Raw genomic sequence first — 23,582 nt, 5'->3', positions numbered from 1 at the left:
CCGTGGCGGCCCTGGACGGGGCGGGGCGGTGCCGGACCTCAATCCGGCAGCCCCTCCACATCCTTCAGGCGCGCCACCAGCTCGTCGAGATTCTCCATCATGTGGCCACAGGCGGAAATGGCGGCGAACACCACGCGCAGCTCGGCCCCGCTCGCCGCGTCGAAGGCGCCGGCGGCGTTGAGCCGCTCCACCTCGCCGTCGAGGGCGACCACCGCGGCCCGTGCGGCTTCCGCGGGGCCGGACAGATCGGCGCCCCGCTCCCCGTCGAGGGCCCGCGCCACCACGTCCATATAAGCCGTCAGCCCGGACACCGCCTGGTCGAGGCCCGGCCCCAGCAGCGCCGCGAACCGCGCCGACAGAACCGTGTCGGTGCCCCGCAGCAGGATGATGACCGAGTGCCACAGCCGCCGGCACGCCCGCACCACCGGCGTGGGATCGGCATGCCCGGACAAGGCCTGCTCCGCCCGCGCCTCGGCGATGCGGGCATCGGCGGCCCGCAGCGCCTTGCGCGCGTCGGCGTTGAGGACATCCATGCGGGCCGAATCGAACCCCCGCCCCAGCAGGCCGTCGCGGCCCAGCCCCAGCAAGGCCGCGCACAGCTTCACCGCCGACGCGCATTGGGGAAACAGGAAGAACACCGCCCGCGCCGGCAGGATCAGCAGCGCGCACAGCACCCCGACCGCCCCGCCGAGCCCGATCTCGAACACCCGATGCAGGCCCGAAATCCACGGGTCCACATGGGTGGGGTCCGAGAGCAGGACGATCACCGCCGTCACCGGCGCCAGCTTGTAGCTGGAGAACTTGGCCGCCAGCGTGCTGGTGATGATGACCGCCACGCCCAGCGCCACGATGGTGAGGATCGCCGACGGCCCGGCCAGTGTCGCCGCGATGACCCCGACGATGCCGCCCACCACCGTGCCCAGCCCGCGATCGATGGCCACCGACAGGCTCGCCCCGATGGTGGACTGCACCACCAGGATCGCGGTCAGCACCGCCCAATAGCCGTTCGGCAGATTGAGGCCATAGGCGACCCCATAGGAGGCGAGCGCCGCCACCGCCGCCTTCAGGCCGAGCTTGTAATGGCTGGGCGCGAAAACCGCGCCGAGGCGCCGGGGCAGGAAGGAAGGCATGCAACACCCACTCTCTGGGGCGGGCGCCGGAGCGGCCAACGCCGAAGGACGGGGCCGCGCGCGGCCCGCGCCTGCTGATCACCGAATCCGCGCCCAAACTCAAGCACCCGCGCGGGTGCGGCGCGCGGCATCGCTGCGGCTTGCCAATCGCGAGGGAAAGCCCGATGTGTCGCATGAGCTAACGGAACCTCTCATGCTGCGACGCATCATCCGTATCGTCCTGGACGCGGTGTGGACCTTCAGCGCCGACGACGGCTGGGCGATCTCCAGCCACATCGCGCTGTCGGCGCTCATGTCGCTGTTTCCGTTCTTGATCTTCGTGACCGCCCTGGCCGGCTTCCTGGATCTGCGACCGCTGGCGGCCGAGACCATCCCGCTGCTGCTCGAAAGCTGGCCCCAGCAGGTGGCCGACCCCATCTCACGCGAGATCTACAATGTGGTGAACCAGGTGCGCACGGATGCGCTCACCTATGGCGTGCTGCTCGCCCTCTACTTCTCCTCCAATGGCATCGAGAGCCTGCGCATCGGCCTCAACCGCGCCTACGGCAAGAAGGAGGAGCGCGCCTGGTACTGGCTGCGCCTGGAATCCATCGGCTATGTGCTGCTGTCGGCGGCGGCCATCCTCGCCTTGTCGTTCCTGGTGGTGCTCGGGCCGCTGCTGTGGCACGCCGCGGTAGTGCAGCTTCCGGCCTTGAAGCCGTTCTCCCACATCGTCACCCTGGCCCGTTTCGCCGCCACCTCCATCATTCTCGTGGTGGCGCTGGTGGTGGCCCATCTGTGGCTGCCGGCGGGCCGGCGCCGTCTGGCGGAGGTTGCGCCCGGCATCCTCGTCACCCTGGTGCTGTGGCTCGTGGCCGCCTCCGCCTTCGGCATGTATCTGTCGGAATTTCCCGCCAATTACGTCACCACCTATGCCGGCCTCGCCTCGGTGATGATCGCGCTCGTGTTCCTTTACCTGACCGCGTCCATCTTCGTGTTCGGCGGCGAGCTCAACGCCGCGATCTCGCGCGACGACAAGGCGCACCAGCCGGTGGACGACGAGCGGCTGGCCCGCGAACGTCTGTCCGAGGGCGCGCAGACGTGAGGCAGAGCGAACCCCAGCCGCGGCCGGACGGGCGGCAATCTCCCACCGCGCTGGCGGTGCAGCGGGGGGTGCTGCGCCATCTGGCGGCCCACGGGGTGGTCGGGGTGACGGAGTTTTCCCTCGCCTCCGGCCGGCGCGCCGATGTGCTGGCCCTCGATGGGCGCGGCGAGATCTCCATCATCGAGATCAAGTCCTCGGTGCAGGACTTCCGCACCGATGGCAAATGGCCGGAATACCGCGCCTTTTGCGACCGGCTGCTGTTCGCGGTGCCGCTCGGCTTTCCGGTCGAGATCCTGCCGCAGGAGACCGGCCTGCTGGTGGCGGACGCCTTCGGCGCCGAGCTGCTGCGGCCACCGCCGCGCCACGCCTTGCCGGCGGCGACGCGCAAGGCCCTGACCCTGCGCTTCGCCCGCACCGCCGCCAACCGCCTCGCCGCCCTCCACGACCCGGACCTGCTGCGGCTCGACATCTGAGGTCGGACGTGCGGCGCCAAGCCGTTGCCGGTCCCACGTTGCCGGTCCCACGTTGGCGCTCCCGCGTTGCCGGTCCGGCGATGACCATACGTCCCGACGCCCATGCGCGAAAGGCCATCCGCGGCCGGCGCCACAGGGCCTGTGGCCGCGCAAATGCCCTTTGGGACCGCCCGCATCAACCCGCGACCAGCCTTTGAACCAAGTTCCGCCGATGACGGCCCGTCCGCTCAGCGCGGGGCGCGCTTGGCCAGGATACGCTGCAGCGTGCGCCGATGCATGGACAGGCGGCGCGCCGTCTCCGACACGTTGCGTCCGCACAATTCATAGACGCGCTGGATGTGTTCCCAGCGCACCCGGTCGGCGGACATGGGATTTTCCGGCGGATGGGGCTTGTGATCGCCCGAGGCGATCAGCGCGGCCACCACGTCATCGGCGTCGGCGGGCTTGGCGAGATAGTCCACCGCGCCGAGCTTCACGGCGGTGACGGCCGTGGCAATATTGCCGTAGCCGGTGAGCACGATGGCGCGGGCGCCGGGGCGGTGCTTCTTCAAGGCGGAAATCACGTCGAGGCCGGTGCCGTCGCCGAGCCGCATGTCCACCACCGCGAAGGCAGGCGCCGCCTGCTCCACCTGGGCGAGGCCATCGGCCACGGTTTCGGCGGTGGCGACCAGGAAGCCGCGCGCCTCCATGGCCCGCGCGAGGCGCTGCAGGAAGGAGCGATCGTCGTCGACGATCAGGACCGTGCGGTCTTCTCCCACTTCGAGCGGCGTCGTTTCATTCATCGTTATGTGTCCTCGACATCCGGGGGCGCTGTGCACTGCGCCTGAACAGCAAAAAACAATGGCGTGCTGGAACGGGGCGTTTCCGTGTCCGCTTTTACGCGCCTTCGGAGGCAGAATAGTCCGGTCCGCGTCCCTTTGTCGCGTCGCGATCCAGTTCTAAGGCCAATGCACGCCGGGGCCAAGTGATCCGTATGGACGCCCCGCTCGCCGGGAGCGGGCGGTTTTCGAAGGTGAGGCTGGCGCCGGTCCGCTCCAGCAGGGTCTTGGCGATGAAAAACCCGAGGCCCAACCCGCTCTCCTCGTCCGCGTCCTGGCGGTCCTCCTGCCGCTCGCGGGCGCGGGAGGTCACATAGGGCTGGCCGATGCGCGCGCTCACCTCGGGCGAGAAGCCCGGCCCGTCGTCCTCCACCACGATGACGAGGCTGGTGGGGGTCCATTCGGCCGCGATATCGACCCGCGAACGGGCGAAATCCACCGCATTCTCCACCAGGTTGCCAAGCCCGTAGAGCAGGCCCGGATTGCGGTTGATCACCGGGTCGCTGGGGCGGCCGGGCGCGTTGATGACAATGGCGATGCCGAAATTGCGGTGCGGCTCGGCCACTTCCTCCAGCAGCACCCGCACCGGCATGCGATCGAACGGCGCATCGCCGGAGCGCAGCGAGGTGAGCGTTTGCAGGATGTCGCGGCAGCGCGCCACCTGGTCGCGCAGCAAGGCCACATCCTCCGCGTAGGACGCGCCGGGCGGCATGGCGCGCTGCATCTCCTTCACCACCAGGGCGATGGTCGACAGCGGCGTGCCCAGTTCGTGCGCCGCCGCCGCCGCCAGCCCGTCGATGGCCGACAGATGCTGCTCCCGCGCCAGCACCAGTTCGGTTGCCGCAAGGGCATCCGCCAATTCCCGAGCCTCCTCCGCCACCCGCCACGCATGCAGGCCGATGAAGCCGATGGAGACCGTGAGCGCCACCCAGATGCCGGCGAGATACAGCTCCGGCAACACCGGCAGCGCCTCCCCCGCCCAAGGCAGCGGCCGCGCCCACAGCCCGACCGCGCCGGCGCTTGCCGCCGCCAGAATGCCCAGCAGCACCGTGGTGCTCCAGGCCAGCGCGGTGGCCGAGATCATCACCGGGGCGAGATAGAGCAGCGCGAACGGATTCTTGAGCCCTCCGGTGAGGTACAGCAGCGCCGTGAGCTGGAGCAGGTCATAGGCGAGCAGCGGGCCGGCGGCAGTATCGCTGAGGCGTCGCGCCACCGGATACTTGATGCGCAGCAGCACATTCACCAGCGCCGACAGGGCGACGACCGCAAAACACGGCGCCAGCGGCAGCGGAAAGCCCAAAAGCAGCCGCACCACTACCAGCGCGGCGATCTGGCCCGCCACCGCAAGCCAGCGCAGACGAATCAAGGTGTCCAACCGGAGCCCGAAGGAGCGCCCGTGCAGCGGCGGAGCGAAAGCGGGATTCATTGGGAGTCTTCACTTTCCGGCAGGGTTTCAGGCGCAACACTGACCGTCGCAATACGCGACAATGTGACATCTTGGCCATAGTTCACGGCAAGGCCTGCCTATTTCTTTTGTCGGCATTGACCAAATAGGAAAGAGGGCACAGGCTCAGATCCTAAAATAATGCGAGAAACGCACAATAAAGTGAGGAACGCCGATGGCGATTGGAGATTTCGCGGGCTCGACCCGCCGCCCGACTCAACGCGAGTTTGGGATGGAGGCCGGTTATTCAGCGCCGCTCTACTGGCTCTACGAGATCGGACACGCCGCGCTCAACCCCTCCCGCGCCATGGCGGACGCCAGCCGCCTGCTCCTGAAGAACCCCATCAATCCGGCCTCCCACACCACCCTCGGCAAATCCATGGCGGCGGCCTGCGAATTGTTCGAGCGCACCACGCGACGTTACGGAAAACCCGATTGGGGTATCGCCGAAACCGTGGTGGAAGGCCAGCGCGTGCCGGTGCACCTCAACACCGTGTGGCGCCGCCCCTTCTGCAACCTGCTGCATTTCGAACGGGCGTTCGAGCATCCCCCGGTTCGCCCGCAGCCCAAGCTGCTGGTGGTGGCGCCGGTGTCGGGCCACCACGCCACTTTGCTGCGCGGCACCGTGGAGGCCATGCTGCCCAACCACGACGTCTATGTGACCGACTGGGTGGACGCCAAGCTGGTGCCCCTCGCCGAGGGCCGGTTCGGCCTGTCCGATTATGTGGACTACCTCATTTCCATCTTCCACCGCCTGGGCGGCGACTGCCACGTTATGGCGGTGTGCCAGCCGGCGGTTCCGGTGATGATGGCGGTGGCCCGCATGGAGGCGGAGGAAGACCCCTATGTGCCGAGGTCCATGACCCTCATGGGCGGGCCCATAGACACCCGCGAGGCGCCTACCGCGGTCAACGCCCTCGCCCAGGATCGCGGCATCGACTGGTTCCGCCGCAACGTCATCACCGCCGTTCCGTGGACGCATCCCGGCGCATTGCGGGAGGTCTATCCCGGCTTCCTGCAACTCAACGGCTTCATGCATATGAATCTTGACCGTCACGTCCAGGCCCATTGGGACCTGTTCACCCATCTGGTGAAGGGCGACGGCGATTCGGTGGAAAAGCACCGCGACTTCTATGACGAATACCTCGCGGTGATGGACCTGACCGCCGAGTTCTATCTCGAAACCGTCGAGAACGTGTTCGTCACCCATGCCCTGCCGAAGGGCGAGATCCTGCACCACGGCCAGATGGTGAAGCCCGAAGCCATCCATCGGGTGGCGCTGATGACGGTGGAGGGGGAAAAGGACGACATCTCCGGCATCGGCCAGACCAAGGCGGCGCACAGATTGTGCCCGCGCATTCCCGAAGACCGGCGGGTCCATTGGGAACAGCCGGGCGTCGGCCATTATGGCGTCTTCAACGGCTCCCGCTTCCGGGCTGAGATCGCTCCCCGCATCACCGATTTCATCCTGAGTGTCGAATATCCGCGCGGGGCGACGTACGACGGCATGGTGGAGGCGCGGGCAAGGTCGCGTTCAGAGCCGGCGGACGCGGCAGACGAGCCTGACGTGTTCGCATTGCCCGCAAACGTCACTTCACTTTATCCCCGGAATGCTGCACCTTAGCTCTAGTCGGGGGCGCCATTTCTAGAGACAATGACATTGAATCGTCATTAGGCTCATCTTTCATGGTGCCCTCATGCCGTTGTTTCGTCGCCCGGATCTGAAAGCGCCGCAGAAGCGCTGCGAAGCCATCGCCCTTGAGCTTGAGGGCGAGGAACTCTGCGTGTCCGTCCGCAGGCACCCGCAGGCCCGGCGGCTCACCCTGCGCGTGCGCTCCGCCACGCGGGACGTCACCGTGACGGCTCCGCCCCATGTCACCCTCGCCGCCGCCGGCGATTTCGTTCGGCGGCACCGGGAATGGATCCGGGTGCGGCTGGGCCGCCTGCCGGACGTGGTGCGCTTCGAGGACGGCGCCCTTGTCCCGCTGCGAGGGGAACCGCACCGGGTCATCCATGTCCCGCAGGAACGCGGCACGCTGCGGACCGGCACCGATGCCACCGGCGCCCCCGCCCTGCATGTCGCCGGCGCGGCGCCGCATGTGGCGCGCCGGGTCGTCGATCACATGAAGCGCGAAGCGCGGCGCGACCTCACCGCCGCCGTGCGCCGCCATGCGCTGGCGCTCGGGGTGGAGGTGGGGCGCATTACCCTGCGCGATACCTCCAGCCGCTGGGGCTCCTGCTCGGCCCGAGGCGACCTCTCCTTTTCCTGGCGCCTCATCATGGCGCCGCCGTTCGTGCTGGACTACCTCGCCGCGCATGAGGTGGCGCACCGGCTGGAGCTGAACCACGGGCCGCGCTTCTGGGCCGCGGTGGAGCGCATCTTCCCGGCCCGCCGCGAGGCGGAAAGCTGGCTGCGCCACCATGGCGCCAGCCTGCACCGCTATGGAGAGTGATCGTCCTCCACCCGCCGCTCGATGCGGAACAGGAGATGCGCGGCCACCGGCAGCGCCACCGAAAGCCCCGCGAAGCGGAACAGATGGTGGGCGCTCATGAAGGCCGGGTCGTAGCCCATGGCGAAGCCGAGCGCGGTCATCGCCTCCAGGGCTCCGGGCGAGAACGCCGTCAGCAGCTTGCCCAGATCATCGCCGGTCAGCCATGCCGCGAGCAAGGCGCACATGGTGGCAACTGTGAGCGCCACCAGGAACGCCCCCAGCGACACCCAGAAATAGGACCGGAGCGCCGACAGGCTGGTGCCGAGAAAGCGCGCGCCCACGCCCGCGCCCAGCACCACGAACGCCGGCAGCAGAAGCGCCGGAGGCACCACCGCATCGGACCATCCGCCAATGTGCAAGGTGGCGCTGCCGGCGAGTGCGCCTAAAATGAGCCCGCCCGGCACCTTGAGCGCCGCCGCCGCCAGTCCGGCGAGCGCGGACACCACGAACAGGATCGCCAGATCCCACACCGGCGAGACATGGGGCGGGGGGTGGAACCCGCCGCCCGAAAGACCCGTGGCGCCGAGCACATTAGGCAGCGCCGCCACCAGCAGGAACAGACGCAAAGTCTGGGCGAAGGCCACCTTGCGCAAATCGGCGCGGGTTTCCTCGGCCATCGCGAGCACGGTGGAAAACGCCCCCGGCGCGGACGCGTAGAAGGCGGTCTCGACCGACCAGCCGCCCACGCGGGTGAGGAACAGCGCGCCGCCCGCCATGGTGCCCACCACGCTGGCGGCGAGGCACGCCATGCTGACCGGCCAGGAGCCGGCACGCGCCAGCATGTCGGGCGTGAGCACCGTGCCCATGGAGGTGCCCAGCACCGTATAGGCGAGAAAACGGGCCCATTCCGGCACCGCCACCGGCACGCCGGCCACGGCCAGGGCGATGGTGAACACCAGCGCGCCGGAAATCCACGCCGCCGGCAGCCCGAGCACCGAGAACACGGCGCCACCGACGGCGCCAGCGCCAAGGGTGAGCACGGCGCCCCATGCCGCCCGCAGCAACGCGGAGGAAGGCCCTCTCATGGATGCGCTCAGGCCCGACGGCCGGAGTCTGCCCCCGCGGCAGCCCCATTGGCCTCGATCCAGCCCGACAGGCGGCGCGCCGCCTCGGTGAGCTGGGCCGCGCCGCGGGCGAAGCACAGGCGCATGAAGCCCGCGCCGCCGGCGCCGAAGGCGGTGCCGGGCGCGATGCCCACATTGGCCTCGTCCACCAAGGTGAGGCCGAGCCGGCGCACATCCCGATATCCCTCGATCCCGAAGAACAGATAGAAGGCGCCGTCCGGCTTCACGAGGTCCACCTTGCCGGTGGCAAGCAGCGCGTCGGCGACGATGTCGCGGCCGTGGCGGGCGCGGGCGATCTGCTCGGCCACGAACGGCTCGCCCAATTCCAGCGCCGCGACGGCCCCCCGCTGCATGAAGGCGGCGACCCCCGAGGTGGAATACTGAATGAGGTTCTCGATGATTTGCCCGAGCCGGGGGTCGGCCTCGATCCAGCCGATGCGCCAACCGGTCATGGCCCAGTTCTTCGAGAAGGTCTGCACGAACAGAATATGGTCGTCGGCGCTCATCACGTCGTGGAACGACGGCGCGCGCGTCCCCTCGCCATAATAGAAGCGGCCATAGATCTCGTCGGCGATGATCCATAGGCCGTGACGGCGGGCGAAGGCGAGCACCGCCTCCAGCTCCGCGCGGGTGGCGACGAAGCCGGTGGGATTGCCCGGCGTGTTCAGGAAGATGGCGCGGGTCCGCAGCGTCACCGCCGCTTCCAGCCGGCCGATATCGAGGGAAAAGCCTTCCGCGCCGTAGGCCAGCGGCACATGAACCGGCACCGCGCCGAGCTTCTGCGCACCCGCCGCCGCATTGGGCCAGATGGGTGAGGGCAGAAGAATCTCGTCCCCCGCCCCGAGGGCGATGGAGAAGGCCACCAGAATGGCCTGCATGCCCGATCCGGTGACGAAATAGCGCTCCGGATCTTCCGGCACGCCATAGATGCGCGCCATGTAGCGGGCGATGGCGGCGCGTAGCTCCGGCAGGCCCCGCTGCCAGGTGTAGAAGGTCTCGCCCGCGTGCAAGGCGGCGGCCGCCGCGTCGCAGATGAAGGCCGGAGTCGGCACGTCGCCTTCCCCCGCCCAAAGGGGAATCATCCCCTCCCGCGAGCGGCCATAATTCATCACCTCGACGATGCCGCTCTCGGGCAGGGCGAGAATGTTCGCGCGCACGCGGTCGAGATAGGGATCAACGGAAACGGCGGGGATCGGGGACGGCATGGGACTCATCTTGAGAAGCGGCTGACCGGGCTACGCGGACCATAGAGGCACAGGCGCGCCATGGCCCATCAATTCGCGTGATATTGCCATCACCCGAGACGATTGATTTGCACTACCGCAATGCGGTCTTGCAAACGCGGCCGTTGTTGGCGCACCGGCCGCTTCCTAGATCGATGGCGACCGCCCTGGCTGCCCCGCCATTACACCCCCGCCCTCCGGAGCCCCCGATGCCCACGAAAATCGACCCGTCCGTCCTCCACCAGCTGTTCCTCGACGCCCGCTCCCACAACGGCTGGACCGATGAGCCGGTGACCGACGCCGAGCTGCGCGCCCTGTATGATATCGTGAAGTTCGGCCCCACGTCGTTGAACACCCAGCCCGCCCGGTTCGTGTTCGTGCGCTCGGAGGCGGCCAAGGCGCGGCTGAAGCCCGCCCTTTCGGCTGGCAATCACAAGGCGCTCGCGGCACCGGTGATCGTGCTGATCGGCTACGACCTGAAGTTCTACGACAAGATCCCCGAGCTGTTCCCGCACAATGCGGCCATGCGCGACATGTTCGTGAACACCCCGGCGATGGTGGAGCCCCACGCCTTCCGCAACTCGTCCTTGCAGGGCGCCTATCTGATCATCGCCGCGCGGGCGCTGGGGCTCGATGTGGGCCCCATGTCGGGCTTCGACGCCACCAAGGTGGATGCGGAATTCTTCCCCGGCACCACCGTGAAGACCAATTTCATCGCCGCCCTCGGGCACGGAGACCACGGCAAGCTGTTCGACCGCCTGCCGCGTCTGGCGTTCGAGGACGCCGCCCAGATCCTCTAAGCGGACGACCCGGCGTCGATCCGGGGCGAATCAGTCCACGCCCGGATCGGCGGTGAAGCCGGCCGCGGCGATGCCCGCCATGGCGGCGGCCTCGTCATTGTCCGAGGTGTCGCCGGAGATGCCGACGACACCGATCACCCGCCCCTCGGCCGTGCGCACGAGCACGCCGCCCGGCACCGGAATGAGCGAGCCGCCGATGGCGGCGGTGGCCGCGTTGATGAAGAAGGGCTGATCCTGCGCCCGCCGGTACAGCGCGCGCGAGCCCATGCCGAGGGACAAGGCGCCATTGGCCTTGCCGCGGGCGATGTCCGCGCGCCGCAGGCTGCTGCCATCCTCCGCCGCGAACGCCTTGAGGGCGCCGCGCGCATCCAGCACGCACACCGCAAGCGGGTTCATCTGCTGCGCCCGCGCATGGGCGAGGGCGGCTGTGACCATGGTCTGCGCGGCATCGAGGGTGAGGTCGGCGGCGCTCACGGCGGTAGCGGTCACGGGGCATCTCCTTCCGGATCGGGACGGGCGCCGGGCCCGGCTCGGACAGCCCGGCGCGGCGCCCGCGTCTTTAGAGCAAATCGGGGGGCCGTTGAATGGCGCACCCTATCTCAGCCGCGCGTCGAGCTGGCTCTGAATCTTAATGAGGGCCGACGGCGACACGCTGAGCTCGCCCTGAAACGGCCGGTCCATGATGAACAACAGCGCGCTCAGCAGCCCGAGCCCGGCGATATAGAGGATCGGCAGGGGGTGGCGTGTCGCCGATCCTTGCAGAAAGGCGGCGCAGGCGAACAACAGCGTGAACAGAGCCGCCAGCACCGACCACATCACCGCCGGGAGCCCACCATGGGCGATGCCGAGGCGGGTGGCGCGATCGTCCTGCATTTCATCCAGATTCTTGTCGATGTCGTTGGAGAAGCGCACCTCCGATGGCAGCGTCTCCAACATGGCGTCGACCGCCTGCTGCACGCGCAGCAGCGCCTGGGTGGTCTCGCGGGATTCGTGACCCTCGTGGAGCGCCGGCCATTCGTGGCTCACCAGGTGGCGCACATAGGCGCGCAATGCGAGCCGCGCCGGGCGCGTATCGGTCATGGACGAGGCGCCGTTCAGCGCCCGGTCGAGCTGATAGACGTTGGCCGCCTCGCGCGTCACGTTCACGTCGGCGGTGCGGAACTGGCCGATGGCCTGCACCAGGGAGAAGCTCAGGAACACGCCCGTCAGCGGCCCCAGCACCTTGAAGGTGTCGAGCGCGGCGGTCGCCCGCGCCTCCCGCCCCTCCTCCGGAAGCAGCCGGCCGAGGCTCTGCACCACCACCAACAGCACCAGCAGCACACCTGTGAAGGTGAGCACGATGGCGAGGTTGGGCCAGGCCGCAAGGGTGTCGGCAAGGGCGACGATCATCGCGGTCCGAGGTCCTCTCGATGAAAACGGGACAATGGGGCCTCTTATGTCAAGGATGGCCCCCGCGTCCATGCGCCGTTCCGAAGCGATCGATCTTTTTTCACCCGCGCCGACGCCGCCGTGGCAGCATGGGCCGGTCGAATCGTCCCGCACGGGACACCCGACCGCGCGGCCCGACCCTGCTCGTCCCGGCGCGCGGCGGATGGCCCGCGCAGCGACCCGCCGAGGCTGCCCTGATGACGTCCCGCCCCCCAGCCCGTCCGCCGGCCGCCCACCTGTCGGCGGCGCCGCGCCGCAGCCGGGAGCCGGGTCATCGCCGCAAGTTCCTGGTGGTGGTGGACGACACGCCCGAATGCGACCGCGCGGTCTATTACGCCAGCCGCCGCGCCGCCGACACCGGCGGCGCGCTGCTGCTGCTCGGCGTCATGGAGCTCGAAGGGGTCAACCAGCAATGGCTGGGCGTCGGCGACCTCATGCGCGCCGAGGCCACCGACGACATGAGCGCGCGCCTTCAGAAGTTCGTGGCCCGCGCCCGCCAGGTGGCCGGCGTCGACGCGCAGACCGTCATCCGCGAAGGATCGAAGGCGGACGCGGTGATGGCCTCCATCGCCGACGACGAGGACATCGCCATCCTGGTGCTGGCGGCGGGGGTGGGCAAGGAAGGCCCTGGCCCCCTGGTCAGCGCCCTGGTCGCCGTCCATGCGGGCCATTTCCCGGTGCCCATCACCATCGTGCCCGGCGCCCTCACCGACGCCGAGATCGACGCCCTCGCCTGAACCCGCCCCCTGGATTCTCCCGAGTGGACAAGACCGGCGCGGGGTGGTGAGCTGCCGGCAAGATGAAAAGACGAGGCGCCGGCGCCCTTGCCGCCCCGCCACCGGACGGGGGGACATGCTTCAGGCTTCGGTCGTCATCTTCGCCGCGCTGGCCTATATCGGCCTTCTGTTCGCCATCGCGAGCTTCGGAGACCGGCTGCGCCCGGGCGACCGGCGCCGCGCGCCCCGCCCGCTCATCTATTCCCTGTCGCTGGCGGTCTACTGCACCTCCTGGACCTTCTTCGGCTCGGTCGGCCTTGCCACCACGCAGGGGTTCGACTTCCTCACCATCTATCTTGGCCCCATCATCCTCATGACCGTGGCCGGCCCCGCCTTCATCCGGGTGGTGCGGCTCGCCAAGGCCAACAACATCACCTCCATCGCCGACTTCATCGCGGCGCGCTACGGGAAGAACCAGGGCATCGCCGCGCTGGTGGCGCTGGTGGCCCTGGCCGGCTCCATCCCCTACATCTCACTGCAATTGAAGGCGGTGTCGGCCTCGCTGCTGGCCGTGCTCGGCTATTTCGCCGGGCAGGCGGCGCAGGGCACGCTGGCCGGCGACCTGGCCTTGTTCGTCGCCTGCGCCATGGCCGCCTTCGCGGTGCTGTTCGGCACCCGCCACACCGACGCCACCGAGCACCAGGACGGGCTGATGCTCGCCATCGCCACCGAGAGCATCGTCAAGCTCGCGGCGTTCCTGGCGGTGGGCATCCTCGTCACCTTCTTCATTTTCTCCGGCCCGGCCGATCTGTGGCAGGCGGCCCATGACGCGGGGGTGGCGGCGCCCTTCACCCGCGGCTTCTCGCTTGAGAACTGGATCACCATGACGATCCTGTCCGGCGGAGCCTTCATGCTGCTGCCGCGTCAGTTCCACGTGGCGGTGGTGGAGAACAAGGGCGAAGACGAGATCCGCCGCGCCCGCTGGCTGTTTCCGCTCTATTTGGTGCTTATCAACCTGTTCGTGGTGCCGCTGGCGCTCGCCGGCATGACGCTGTTCCCGCGCGATGTGGTGGACAGCGACATGTATGTGCTCGCCGTGCCGCTGGCGGCCGGCGCCGATGGCCTCGCCCTGTTCGCCTTCGTGGGCGGCCTGTCCGCCGCCACCGCCATGGTGATCGTCGAGAGCGTCGCCCTGGCCATCATGATCTCCAACGACCTGGTGATGCCGCTGGTGCTGCGGCGGCGGGCGCACAACGCGGCCCGCAACACGCCCGAGCCCAACGACATGGTGGGCATGCTGCTGCTGGTGCGGCGGGTCGCTATCTTCCTCATCCTGCTGCTGGCGTATCTGTATTATCGCATCATCGGCGAGGTGCAGCTGGCCCAGATCGGCCTGCTCTCGTTCGCGGCGGTGGCCCAGGTGGGGCCGGCGTTCGCCCTCGGCCTCATGTGGCGGCGCGCCACCGCCACCGGCGCCATCGCCGGCATCCTGGCCGGCACCCTCATCTGGGCCTATACCTTGATGCTGCCGAGCCTGGTCGAAGCCGGCCTCGTCTCCCACGCCATCCTGTCCTCCGGCCCGTTCGGCATCGGCCTGCTGAAGCCCACCGCGCTGCTGGGCCTCACCGCCGGGCCGCTGGCCCACGGGGTGGCCTGGAGCCTCGCCCTCAACACCCTGGTGCTGGTGGTGGTCTCGTTCCTCACCCGCCCCAGCCAGATCGAGGAGGTCCAGGCCGAGCTGTTCGTGGGCGGGAGCCCGGACCAGCCGCCGCACCGGCCCGCCTTCCTGCGCTGGCGCTCGGCGGTCACGGTGGGCGAGGTGATCGCCACCGTGGAACGCTATCTCGGGCACGAGCGGGCCCAGGCCGCCTTCGCCACCTATGCCCGGCTGAACGCCATCAGCCTCGACCCCCACCGCGAGGCCGACGCCACCACCGTGCGCCAGGCCGAGCACCTGCTCGCCGCCGCCGTGGGGGCGGCCTCCTCGCGGCTGGTGCTGTCGCTGCTGCTGCGCAAGCGCGCGGTCTCCACCAAGGCGGCGCTGAAGCTGCTCGACGACGCCTCCGCCGCCATCCAGTACAATCGCGAGCTGTTGCAGAGCGCCATCGACCATGTGCACCAGGGCATCGCCGTGTTCGACCGCGACCTCAAGCTGGTGTGCTGGAACCGCAGCTTCGGCGAGATGCTGGAATTGCCCGCCGACTGCTACACCGTGGGCGCGCCGCTGCGCGACATCCTTGCCAATGCCCCACCGCCGGCCGGCCCGCGCGAAAGCCTTGCCGGACGGCTGGAACACTATGCCGATCCCGCGCCCGGCTTTTCGGAGCGGCTCGACCAGAACGGGCAGGTGATCGAAACCCGCTCCGATCCCATGCCCGACGGCGGTATCGCCGTGACCTTCACCGACATCACCGCCTCGGTGGAGGCCGCCCAGGCCCTGGAGCGCGCCAACGAAAGCCTGGAACGGCGCGTGCGCGAGCGCACCGACGAGCTGGTCTGCCTCAACAGCGCCCTGGAAAAAGCCAAGGCCGAGGCCGAAGAGGCCAACATTTCCAAGACCCGCTTCCTCGCCGCAGCCAGCCACGACATCCTCCAGCCGCTCAACGCCGCGCGGCTTTATGTGACAAGCCTCGTGGAGCGCGCCAAGGGGAGCGAGGAACGGCGCCTCGCCGGCCATGTGGATGCATCGCTGGAGGCGGTGGAGGAGATCCTCGGCGCCCTGCTCGACATGTCGCGCCTCGACAGCGGCGCCATGAAGCCGGAGCCGGCGCCGCTGCGCATCGGCGAGATCCTGCGGCAGCTCGAGATCGAATTCTCCCCCCTGGCGCGGGAGAAGGCGCTGCGCCTCACCGTGCTGCCCAGCTCGCTGACGGTGCGCTCGGACCGCAGGCTGCTGCGCCGGCTGCTGCAGAACCTCATCTCCAACGCCATCAAATACACGCCGGAAGGGCGCATCCTGGTGGGATGCCGGCGCCACGGCGGCCGCCTCAAGGTGGAGGTGTGGGACACCGGCATCGGCATTCCGCCCGCGCAACAGAAGCTCGTGTTCCAGGAGTTCCAGCGCCTCGACCAGGGGGCGCGGGTCGCGCGCGGCCTGGGGCTCGGCCTCTCCATCGTCGAGCGCATCGCCCGCGTGCTCGACCACCCCATCACGCTGCGCTCCCAGCACGAAAAGGGCTCGGTGTTCACCGTGGAACTGCCGGTGGCCGTGCCGATCCCGGAGATGGCCGCGGCCGGGCCGCGTCCGGCGCGGCCCGGCGCCGCCCTCGACGGGCTCACCATCCTGGTGATCGACAACGAGCCCGCCATCATCGAAGGCATGACGCTGCTGCTCACCGGCTGGGGCTGTTCGGTCATCGCCGCGGCCAATGCCACGGCGGCCATGGAGGCGGTGCACAGCGCCGGGACCGTGCCCGACATCGCCCTCGTGGACTATCATCTGGACGGCGGGCTCGGCATCGACGCGGTGATGAGCCTGCGGTGGAAATTGGGGACGCTGCCGGCGGTCCTGATTACCGCCGACCGCAGCCAGGCCGTGCGCGAGGCCGCGCACGCTGCCGAAATGGTCATCTTGAACAAGCCCTTAAAGCCGGCGGCCTTGCGCGCCATGCTGGCCCAGTGGCGGCTCTCCCGCACCGCCGCCGTTTAGGAAGCGTTAACCACGCCGGCAACGGCGACGCCCGCGTTCTCGATTGTGCCGCGCTTCATCCCCATGAAGGTCAAATAAACGCCCCGTTCAGACGGCGTTATGGACGCGTGCCACAGAAGCACGCCCTCACGGCATGGACATGTTACGAAACCGTAAACGGAAGTGACGTTTTCCTGCTGTTTTGTACAGACGAATACAATCGGAGAGCGGCTATGACGATCACGATCAATGTTCCTGTCTTCCCCATGCGGAAGGAGATCGCGGCGCGCAAGCAGCGGCGCGGCTTGAACATCGGCACCCTGCCGTTCCAGAACACCCTTGCCACCAAGACCCCCGAGCCCCGCTACAGCCGCGAAGGGCTGGAATTCGACGTGTCCGGCCTCGGCAAGCCCCACGGCTCGTCGCGCTGAGTCTGGTTTCGCTTCAAGATCCCGTGTCGCGGCGCCCCGCGCGCCCCTTTGCGGCCGGAAGGGATCATCGCTTCCCCTCCCCCGATCGCGGCCAGACCGCGCGGGGCCGCGCGAAAAATGCGGAATTGAACGCAAAGATGCCCGACGGGGACGTTCCGGCGCTCCGCCTCTTCCCGCCGCATGGCATCGCGCCGCGTCATCCGCTAAGGTCCCGCGCCATCTGGAACAGCGTGTGGTACCGACCCGTCATGACGGACCCGATCCTTGAGCCGAACCCGTCGTCCGACCGCCCCAACGGGGCCGCGGATACCCATTTCGGCTATCGCACCGTGCCGCTCCAGGAGAAGCAGGCCCTGGTGGACGACGTGTTCCACAAGGTGGCGCAGCGCTACGACATCATGAACGACCTGATGTCCGCCGGCATGCACCGGGTGTGGAAGGGGGCGCTGGTCTCCAAGCTGCGCCCGCCGCCGGGAGACCGCCCCTTCCACCTGCTGGACCTCGCCGGCGGCACCGGCGACGTCGCCTTCCGCGTGGCCGAGGCCGGCGGCACAGGCACCCGCGTCACCGTCGCCGACATCAACGCCGACATGCTGGCGGTCGGCCGCGCGCGCGCCGAAACCCGTGGCCTCGCGGGCAAGGTGGACTTCCAGGAGGCCAATGCGGAGGAACTGCCCTTCGCCGACCGCACGTTCGATGCGGTCACCATCGCCTTCGGCATCCGCAATGTGCCGCGCATCCCGCTGGCGCTCAAGGAGATGCGCCGCGTGCTGAAGCCCGGCGGGCGCGCCTTCGTGCTCGAATTCTCCAAGGTGGACGTGCCGGGGCTCGACAAGGTCTATGAGACCTATTCATTCAAGGTCATCCCGGCCATCGGCAAGCGCGTGGCGGGCGATGCCGAGCCGTATCAATATCTGGTGGAATCCATCCGCCGCTTCCCCCATGCGGAGGCGTTCGCGCAGATGATGCGCGACGCCGGCTTCAAGCGCGTGGATTTCATGCGCATGACCGGCGGCGTGGTGGCACTGCATTGGGGTTTCCGCATCTGAGGCCAAGGCACGTGGAGGCCAAGGCGCGTGGAGGCCAAGGCGGGCAGATGCCGCGGCATCCGCACATTGAAATGCTCAAGCGCCGCGCGACCCGGTCTGATGGTCGCTCCGGCTGAAAGGCGCCCGACGTGATCTTTCTTGTCGCCGATGCGGCGCGGCTCCTGCGTGCCGGCTATGTGCTCGCGCGGGAAGGCGTGCTCTCCCTGGTGTCGCCGGCCGCGGCGCCCCCGCTGGCGCGCCCGGCGCTGCGCATCGCCCGGCTGATCGCCCGCCGCGACGCGGGCAGCCGCTCCGCCCGGTTTTCCGCGGCCCTGTCCCGGCTCGGTCCCTCTTATGTGAAGCTCGGCCAGTTCCTGGCCACCCGGCCGGACGTGGTCGGCCCCACCGTCGCCCGCGATCTGGAGGTGCTCCAGGATCGGATGCCGGCGTTCGGCCAGAAGCTGGCGGAAGAAATCGTCACCGACGCCTTCGAGCGCCCGGTCGGCGAGGTGTTCGCGGTGTTCGGCCCGCCGGTGGCCGCCGCCTCCATCGCCGAGGTGCACAAGGCCGAGGTGGTGGACCCGGACGGCACCCGCCGCACGGTGGCTGTGAAAGTGCTGCGGCCGGGAATCAGCCGCCGCTTCACCTCCGACATGGCGAGCTTCCGCCGGCTCGCGGCCTTCGCCGAGACCACCTTCGCCGAAGCCCGGCGCCTGCGCCTCACCAGCGTGGTGGACACCATGGCCCGCTCGGTGGCCATGGAGATGGATCTGCGCCTGGAAGCCGCCGCCTATACGGAATTGGCTGAGAACACGCGGGAAGACCTCGACCTCCATGTGCCCCAGGTGGACTGGGACCGCTCCAGCCGCGAGGTGCTCACCACCGAATGGATCGACGGCATCAAGCTTTCCGACAAGGCGGCGCTGGTCGCCGCCGGGCATGATCTCAAGAACATCGCCCGCATCGTGATGCAGTCGTTCCTGCAGCAGGCCATGCGCGACGGCTTCTTCCATGCCGACATGCACCCCGGCAATCTGTTCGTGGATGCGAAGGGGCGCCTGGCGGTGGTGGATTGCGGCATCATGGGGCGCCTCGGCCTTAAGGAACGCCGCTTCCTGGCGGAGATCCTCTACGGCTTCATCACCCGCAACTGGCGGCGCACGGCGGAGGTGCATTTCGAGGCCGGCTATGTGCCGCTGCACCATTCGGTGGATGATTTCGCCCTCGCCATCCGCGCCATCGGCGAGCCCATCCATTCCCGCCGCGCCGACCAGATCTCCATGGCGCGCCTCCTGGCGCTGCTCCTGGAGGTGACGGCCCTGTTCGACATGCAGACGCGGCCCGAACTGCTGCTGCTGCAAAAGACCATGGTGGTGGTGGAAGGGGTCGCCCGGTCCCTCGACCCGCAGCTCGACATGTGGAGCACGGCGGCGCCGGTGGTGGAAAACTGGATCGCCCGCAATCTCGGCCCGGTGGGGCAGCTTCAAAGGGCCGGCGTGGGCCTGGGCGAAGTCGGCCACTTTGCCACCGAGGTGCCCGCCCTCCTCACCCGCACCGCGCGGGTGATGAGCCAGCTCGACGACGCCACCCGCGACGGCATCCACCTCTCGCCATCCTCCCTGGAGGGCATCGGCCGGGCCGAGGCGCGCGGGGCCTTCTGGGGCAATGCCGCGTTGTGGGTGATCGCGCTCGCCTTGGTGGGCCTGTGGCTGCGGTAGGCGCTTTTGCCGGCACGACGGTGGTTGGCCGCTCCACAGCGACAGGTTCGGGGGCACGCAAGGTGCGTCCCACCCCATTCCCGGCCCACGGAAAGGCCCGGGCGGGGCGGCGGAGCGTCCCCCGAAAAGAGCCGGCGCTCCGAAGCGATCCGCGCGGCTTGCGCAGATCTCGCGCCACGAACAGTCGGGGAAAGGGCTCCGAAGGCTGGCGCGCAGTCGGGCCGCGCCCGCCATGCACCGGCCTCGCCGGGACGCCTCCAGCAGTCGGCGCCCCGCCAAGACCCGGCCATCACACCCCGGCAGCGTCGCGCGCTCGCCACGAGAGTCCCGAAAAACGGGGGGCCGGATGCTGCCGGCGTTCCGAAAGAGGCCGCGAGGTTTGCGCTGATGCGCTGCTCGGGAAGGCTGCGTCTGGAAGGCGGGCCGCGCAAAGCCAGCGTCGCCGAAACGGTCCCCCGGCACAATCCCAGGGGAACAGCCCGCCCAGGGGAACAGCCCGAGGCTGGACGATCCCCGACTCGACCATCCGCGCGGGCGTCAAATCATAAGGCCCGCGGGCTTGACCGGCGGGCCTTCAGTCCAACCCGCGCGGGGTTTGCGCGGACCGCGTTTCGGCCGCGGTCAAAGACCGAAGCCGAGGGTGTCAGCTGCCGCGGCGCTGCTGGCCGAGACCCATCTGCTTGGCGAGCTCGGAGCGGGCCGCCGCATAGCTCGGCGCCACCATCGGGTAATCCGCGGGCAGGCCCCACTTTTCCCGATATTGCTCGGGCGTCATGTTGTACTGGGTTCGCAAGTGGCGCTTCAGGGATTTGAACTTCTTACCGTCCTCAAGGCAGACGATGTAATCCGCGGCCACCGACTTCTTGACCGGGATCGCCGGCTTCAACTGCTCTACCGTCGGCTCGCTCTCGCCCAGGCAGACGCGCTGCAGAGCGGCATGAACGTCGTTGATGAGCGCCGGCAGGTCCGCCGCCGCGACGGAATTGTTGCTCACATAAGCCGAGACGATGTCCGCGGCCAAGGCGATGAAGGAATTTTCTTCCGTTTCTTCAGTCATGGGACTTTCTTTATGCCTGCGACGGGAACCCAATCCAGCCCGGCGCGCAGGCGGGACGCCCCCACACGGGGCGGACACCTGCGGGAGGCCGGCTTTGCCGCATCGAAACGCATGAACGACCACGATTCGATGTCTTCAGCATCATGAAGGTGTTAAGTTCGCGCCGCCGCAAATGCAAGTAGAAATTCAACGCTCCTCATGTACTTCCAAGTTCGACTTGAGCGCATCCTTGCCGGCGGTCAAGCCTCCGGCGTGGCTGCGCGCCGTTCGCGGTGCCCGCGGCCTTGAAGCCACGGCCGTGGCGATGGCTTCAAGGCCGGTCCATACCTTGTCAGGCCGCGCGGCAATGCCTACCTCTGTGCCAAATACAGCGGGGTTCTCATGCCCAAGACTCTTTCCGAGCAGGATCCGCAGCCGCCGCGCGCCGACGCCGAGGCGCCGGCCAAGGTCATCAAGAGCGAGGCGGAATGGAGCTCGTGCCTCACGCCCGAGCAGTTCCGCATCGCCCGCCAGCACGGCACCGAGCGTGCGTTCACAGGGCCCTATTGGGACGAGAAACGCATAGGCCTCTACCGTTGCGTCGCCTGCGGCGCGGCGCTGTTCCGTTCGGAAGCGAAATACGACTCCGGCACTGGCTGGCCCAGCTTCTTCTCGCCGGTGACCCCCGACGCCGTCGTGACGCAAGAGGATACCTCGCACGGCATGCGCCGCATCGAGGTCCGCTGCGCCCGGTGCGACAGCCATCTGGGCCATGTGTTTCCCGATGGACCGGCGCCCACGGGCCTGCGATTCTGCATGAACGGTACCGCCCTTGCGCTGGAAAGCGACGACGGCAAGGGCGAAGGAGAGACCCATGACGGCGCTTGAGCCCCCGCACGCCGCGCGGCGCCCCTCCACCCGCACCGTCCGCGGGGTTCCCCTCACCGACGATTACGCATGGCTGCGCGCCGAGAACTGGCGCGACGTGATGCGCGACCCCGCTGTGCTGGCCCCCGACATCCGCGCCTATCTCGAAGCCGAGAACGCGTATGCGGATGCCTATTTCGCCCCCCTCGGCGATCTGCGCCGGACCCTGGTGGCGGAGATGCGCGCCCGCATCAAGGAAGACGATTCCACCGTTCCGAGCCCGGACGGCGCCTTCGCTTATTACAGCCGGCACCGCGACGGCGGCCAGCACCCCCTCGCCTGCCGCAAGGCGCTGCCGGACGGCGCCGAGGACATCATCCTGGACGGGGACAAGGAAGCGGAGGGCAAGGCTTATTTTCACCTTGGCCACTGGAGCCACAGCCGCGACCACCGGCGCCTCGCCTTCTCCGCCGACGAGCAGGGCTCCGAACTCCACAGCATCCGCGTCCGGGACCTGACCACCGGCGCCGACCTGCCGGACGTGATCGGCGAGACCACCGGCGACCTTCTGTGGAGCACTGACGGCGGTGCCCTCTATTACATCCGCCGCGATGCGGAGCACCGCCCCTCCAAGGTCTACCGCCATGTGCTCGGCACCGCGCCCGAGGCCGACCTCCTCATCTATGAGGAGGCCGACAAGGGCTTCTTCGTGTCGCTGGGCGAAACCCACTCCCGCGCCTTCGGCCTCATCGCCTGCGGCGACCACCAGACATCCGAGGTCTACCTGCTGGACCTCGCCGACCCGGCGGCGCCGCCCCGTCTGGTGGCGGCGCGCACGCCCGGCGTGCGCTACGAGGTGGAGCATCACCCCGCGCTGAACGGAACCGACACGCTGGTCCTGCTCACCAATGCGGACGATGCCGAGGACTTCAAGATCGTCACCGCTCCCACGGCGACCCCCGAGCGCGCCCAGTGGCGCGATCTGGTGCCCCATGCGCCCGGCCGCATGATCCTGAGCCACACCGTCTTCGCCCGGCACATGACGCGACTGGAGCGGGAAGGCGGCTTGCCGCGCATCATCGTGCGCGACCTCGAAACCGGGGCTGAGCATGCCGTCGCCTTCGACGAGGAGGCCTATGCGCTGGGCCTGTCCCCCGGCTTTCCGTTCGACACCCGCGAGGTGCGCTTCACCTACGCCTCCATGACCACCCCGGCGGAGGTCTGGTCCTACGACATGGCGAGCCGCGCGCGGGCCCTGCTGAAGCGCCAGGAGGTACCCTCGGGTCACGATCCCGCGGATTATGTCACCCGCCGCATCCTCGCCCCCGCGCCCGATGGCGAAAGCGTGCCGGTCTCCCTGATCTACCGCAAGGGGACGCCGCTCGACGGCTCCGCGCCCCTGCTGCTCTATGGCTATGGGGCCTATGGCATCACCATACCATCCAGCTTTTCCACCAGCCGCCTGTCTCTGGTGGACCGGGGCTTCATCTATGCCATCGCCCATGTGCGCGGCGGCACCGACAAGGGCTGGCGCTGGTATGCCCAGGGCAAGCTGACCCACAAGACCAACACCTTCATCGATTTCATCGCGGTGGCGGAACATCTGGTGCGCGAACGCTTCACGGCGCCCGATCGCATCGTCGCCCATGGCGGTTCCGCCGGTGGCATGCTGATGGGCGCGGTGGCGAACCTGCGGCCGGACCTGTTCGCGGGCATCGTCGCGGAAGTGCCGTTCGTGGATGTGCTCACCACCATGCTGGACGACACCTTGCCCCTCACCCCGCCGGAATGGCCCGAATGGGGCAATCCCATCGCCGATCCCGATGCCTTCACCCGCATCCGCGCCTATTCGCCGGTGGATAACGTGCATGCCGCCGCCTATCCGGCGATCTTCGCCCTCGCCGGCCTGACCGATCCGCGCGTGACCTATTGGGAACCGGCGAAATGGGTGGCGCGGCTGCGGGCCGCGAACACCTCGGACGCACCGATCCTGCTGCGCACCAACATGGACGCCGGCCATGGCGGTGCCTCGGGGCGGTTCGACCGGCTGGACGAGGTCGCCCTCGTCTATGCCTTCGCCCTGAAGACGGTGAAGGCCCTGACGCCGGTCTCGGAGCCCGCGTGAAGGCACATTCCGCACATCAGGGCAGAAGGTGTTGGTGGACCGTCTTCCGGGCGCGGGTCCCGCGCCCGGAAGACGGG

General features: G+C 68.8%; 20 protein-coding genes. 12 read left to right on the top strand and 8 right to left on the bottom strand.

The window, feature by feature from the left end; translation table 11 throughout:
• Positions 1-38 precede the first annotated feature (38 nt).
• A complete protein-coding gene (locus HUW53_RS02450) occupies positions 39-1,130 on the bottom strand; it encodes an FUSC family protein (RefSeq protein WP_237344161.1) in 1,092 nt (363 codons plus the stop codon).
• A 193-nt stretch (positions 1,131-1,323) separates the two neighbouring features.
• Here HUW53_RS02450 and HUW53_RS02445 point away from each other — a divergent pair, with 193 nt between their 5' ends.
• Together HUW53_RS02445 and HUW53_RS02440 are read left to right on the top strand one after the other, a co-directional pair.
• Complete coding sequence (locus tag HUW53_RS02445; RefSeq protein ID WP_237344160.1) at positions 1,324-2,214, top strand: YihY/virulence factor BrkB family protein; 891 nt, start codon at positions 1,324-1,326, stop codon at positions 2,212-2,214.
• On the top strand, positions 2,211-2,687 hold the full coding sequence (locus tag HUW53_RS02440) for an MmcB family DNA repair protein (RefSeq protein WP_237344159.1): 477 nt from the start codon (positions 2,211-2,213) through the stop codon (positions 2,685-2,687). Before HUW53_RS02445 ends, HUW53_RS02440 begins: the two co-directional genes overlap by 4 nt.
• Before the next feature lie 227 nt (positions 2,688-2,914).
• Here the strand turns inward: HUW53_RS02440 and HUW53_RS02435 are convergent, their stop codons facing one another.
• Both HUW53_RS02435 and HUW53_RS02430 read right to left on the bottom strand, forming a co-directional pair.
• Positions 2,915-3,469 (bottom strand): ActR/PrrA/RegA family redox response regulator transcription factor, encoded by a 555-nt coding sequence (locus tag HUW53_RS02435; RefSeq protein ID WP_237344158.1) that lies wholly within the window; start codon positions 3,467-3,469, stop codon positions 2,915-2,917.
• 94 nt (positions 3,470-3,563) lie between these two features.
• Positions 3,564-4,931: an ActS/PrrB/RegB family redox-sensitive histidine kinase gene (locus tag HUW53_RS02430; protein ID WP_237344157.1), complete on the bottom strand. Its 1,368-nt coding sequence runs from the start codon at positions 4,929-4,931 to the stop codon at positions 3,564-3,566.
• A 193-nt stretch (positions 4,932-5,124) separates the two neighbouring features.
• Here HUW53_RS02430 and HUW53_RS02425 point away from each other — a divergent pair, with 193 nt between their 5' ends.
• Together HUW53_RS02425 and HUW53_RS02420 are read left to right on the top strand one after the other, a co-directional pair.
• Entirely contained in the window at positions 5,125-6,573 is a 1,449-nt protein-coding gene (locus tag HUW53_RS02425) for a polyhydroxyalkanoate depolymerase (RefSeq protein ID WP_370877758.1), read from the top strand.
• A gap of 73 nt (positions 6,574-6,646) precedes the next feature.
• Entirely contained in the window at positions 6,647-7,402 is a 756-nt protein-coding gene (locus HUW53_RS02420) for a M48 family metallopeptidase (RefSeq protein ID WP_237344156.1), read from the top strand.
• Here HUW53_RS02420 and HUW53_RS02415 read toward each other — a convergent pair.
• A complete protein-coding gene (locus HUW53_RS02415; RefSeq protein WP_237344155.1) occupies positions 7,390-8,466 on the bottom strand; it encodes an AbrB family transcriptional regulator in 1,077 nt (358 codons plus the stop codon). The two genes, HUW53_RS02420 and HUW53_RS02415, sit on opposite strands and share 13 nt — an antisense overlap.
• Before the next feature lie 8 nt (positions 8,467-8,474).
• Positions 8,475-9,710 carry a pyridoxal phosphate-dependent aminotransferase gene (locus HUW53_RS02410; RefSeq protein ID WP_237344154.1) on the bottom strand — a complete coding sequence of 412 codons (1,236 nt, stop codon included), beginning with the start codon at positions 9,708-9,710 and terminating at the stop codon, positions 8,475-8,477.
• A 227-nt stretch (positions 9,711-9,937) separates the two neighbouring features.
• Between HUW53_RS02410 and HUW53_RS02405 the strand changes: the two genes are divergently transcribed.
• Complete coding sequence (locus HUW53_RS02405) at positions 9,938-10,528, top strand: malonic semialdehyde reductase (protein WP_237344153.1); 591 nt, start codon at positions 9,938-9,940, stop codon at positions 10,526-10,528.
• 30 nt (positions 10,529-10,558) lie between these two features.
• On the opposite strand, the gene HUW53_RS02400 is transcribed toward HUW53_RS02405, so the two are convergent.
• Together HUW53_RS02400 and HUW53_RS02395 are read right to left on the bottom strand one after the other, a co-directional pair.
• On the bottom strand, positions 10,559-11,017 hold the full coding sequence (locus HUW53_RS02400; protein WP_307499592.1) for a GlcG/HbpS family heme-binding protein: 459 nt from the start codon (positions 11,015-11,017) through the stop codon (positions 10,559-10,561).
• Positions 11,018-11,122: 105 nt separating this feature from the next.
• Positions 11,123-11,917, bottom strand: a complete 795-nt coding sequence (locus tag HUW53_RS02395) for a bestrophin-like domain (protein WP_237344152.1) — start codon at positions 11,915-11,917, stop codon at positions 11,123-11,125.
• Between the two features lie 236 nt (positions 11,918-12,153).
• On the opposite strand from HUW53_RS02395, the gene HUW53_RS02390 reads away from it, so the two are divergent.
• From HUW53_RS02390 to ubiB, 5 genes are all read left to right on the top strand, one after another.
• Positions 12,154-12,693 (top strand): universal stress protein, encoded by a 540-nt coding sequence (locus HUW53_RS02390; protein ID WP_237344151.1) that lies wholly within the window; start codon positions 12,154-12,156, stop codon positions 12,691-12,693.
• Between the two features lie 115 nt (positions 12,694-12,808).
• The gene (locus tag HUW53_RS02385; protein WP_237344150.1) at positions 12,809-16,321 is read left to right on the top strand and encodes a PAS domain-containing hybrid sensor histidine kinase/response regulator; all 3,513 of its coding nucleotides are present in this window, start codon (positions 12,809-12,811) and stop codon (positions 16,319-16,321) included.
• 212 nt (positions 16,322-16,533) lie between these two features.
• Positions 16,534-16,731, top strand: coding sequence for a hypothetical protein (locus HUW53_RS02380; protein WP_237344149.1), 198 nt, complete (start codon positions 16,534-16,536; stop codon positions 16,729-16,731).
• A 248-nt stretch (positions 16,732-16,979) separates the two neighbouring features.
• On the top strand, positions 16,980-17,780 hold the full coding sequence (gene ubiE, locus HUW53_RS02375) for a bifunctional demethylmenaquinone methyltransferase/2-methoxy-6-polyprenyl-1,4-benzoquinol methylase UbiE (protein ID WP_237344148.1): 801 nt from the start codon (positions 16,980-16,982) through the stop codon (positions 17,778-17,780).
• A gap of 128 nt (positions 17,781-17,908) precedes the next feature.
• Positions 17,909-19,477, top strand: coding sequence for a 2-polyprenylphenol 6-hydroxylase (gene ubiB / locus HUW53_RS02370; protein ID WP_237344147.1), 1,569 nt, complete (start codon positions 17,909-17,911; stop codon positions 19,475-19,477).
• Between the two features lie 643 nt (positions 19,478-20,120).
• Here ubiB and HUW53_RS02365 read toward each other — a convergent pair.
• Positions 20,121-20,534 (bottom strand): Ros/MucR family transcriptional regulator, encoded by a 414-nt coding sequence (locus tag HUW53_RS02365; protein ID WP_237344146.1) that lies wholly within the window; start codon positions 20,532-20,534, stop codon positions 20,121-20,123.
• A 381-nt stretch (positions 20,535-20,915) separates the two neighbouring features.
• On the opposite strand from HUW53_RS02365, the gene msrB reads away from it, so the two are divergent.
• Both msrB and HUW53_RS02355 read left to right on the top strand, forming a co-directional pair.
• Complete coding sequence (msrB, locus tag HUW53_RS02360; protein WP_237344145.1) at positions 20,916-21,401, top strand: peptide-methionine (R)-S-oxide reductase MsrB; 486 nt, start codon at positions 20,916-20,918, stop codon at positions 21,399-21,401.
• Positions 21,388-23,505 (top strand): S9 family peptidase, encoded by a 2,118-nt coding sequence (locus HUW53_RS02355; protein WP_237344144.1) that lies wholly within the window; start codon positions 21,388-21,390, stop codon positions 23,503-23,505. Before msrB ends, HUW53_RS02355 begins: the two co-directional genes overlap by 14 nt.
• The last annotated feature ends 77 nt before the right edge of the window (positions 23,506-23,582 follow it).

Source organism: Xanthobacter agilis, from assembly GCF_021730435.1.
GTDB classification, from domain to species: Bacteria; Pseudomonadota; Alphaproteobacteria; order Rhizobiales; family Xanthobacteraceae; genus Xanthobacter; species Xanthobacter agilis.
Note: the sequence above shows the minus strand (reverse complement) of the source record. Positions and strands in the feature narration are given on the sequence as shown.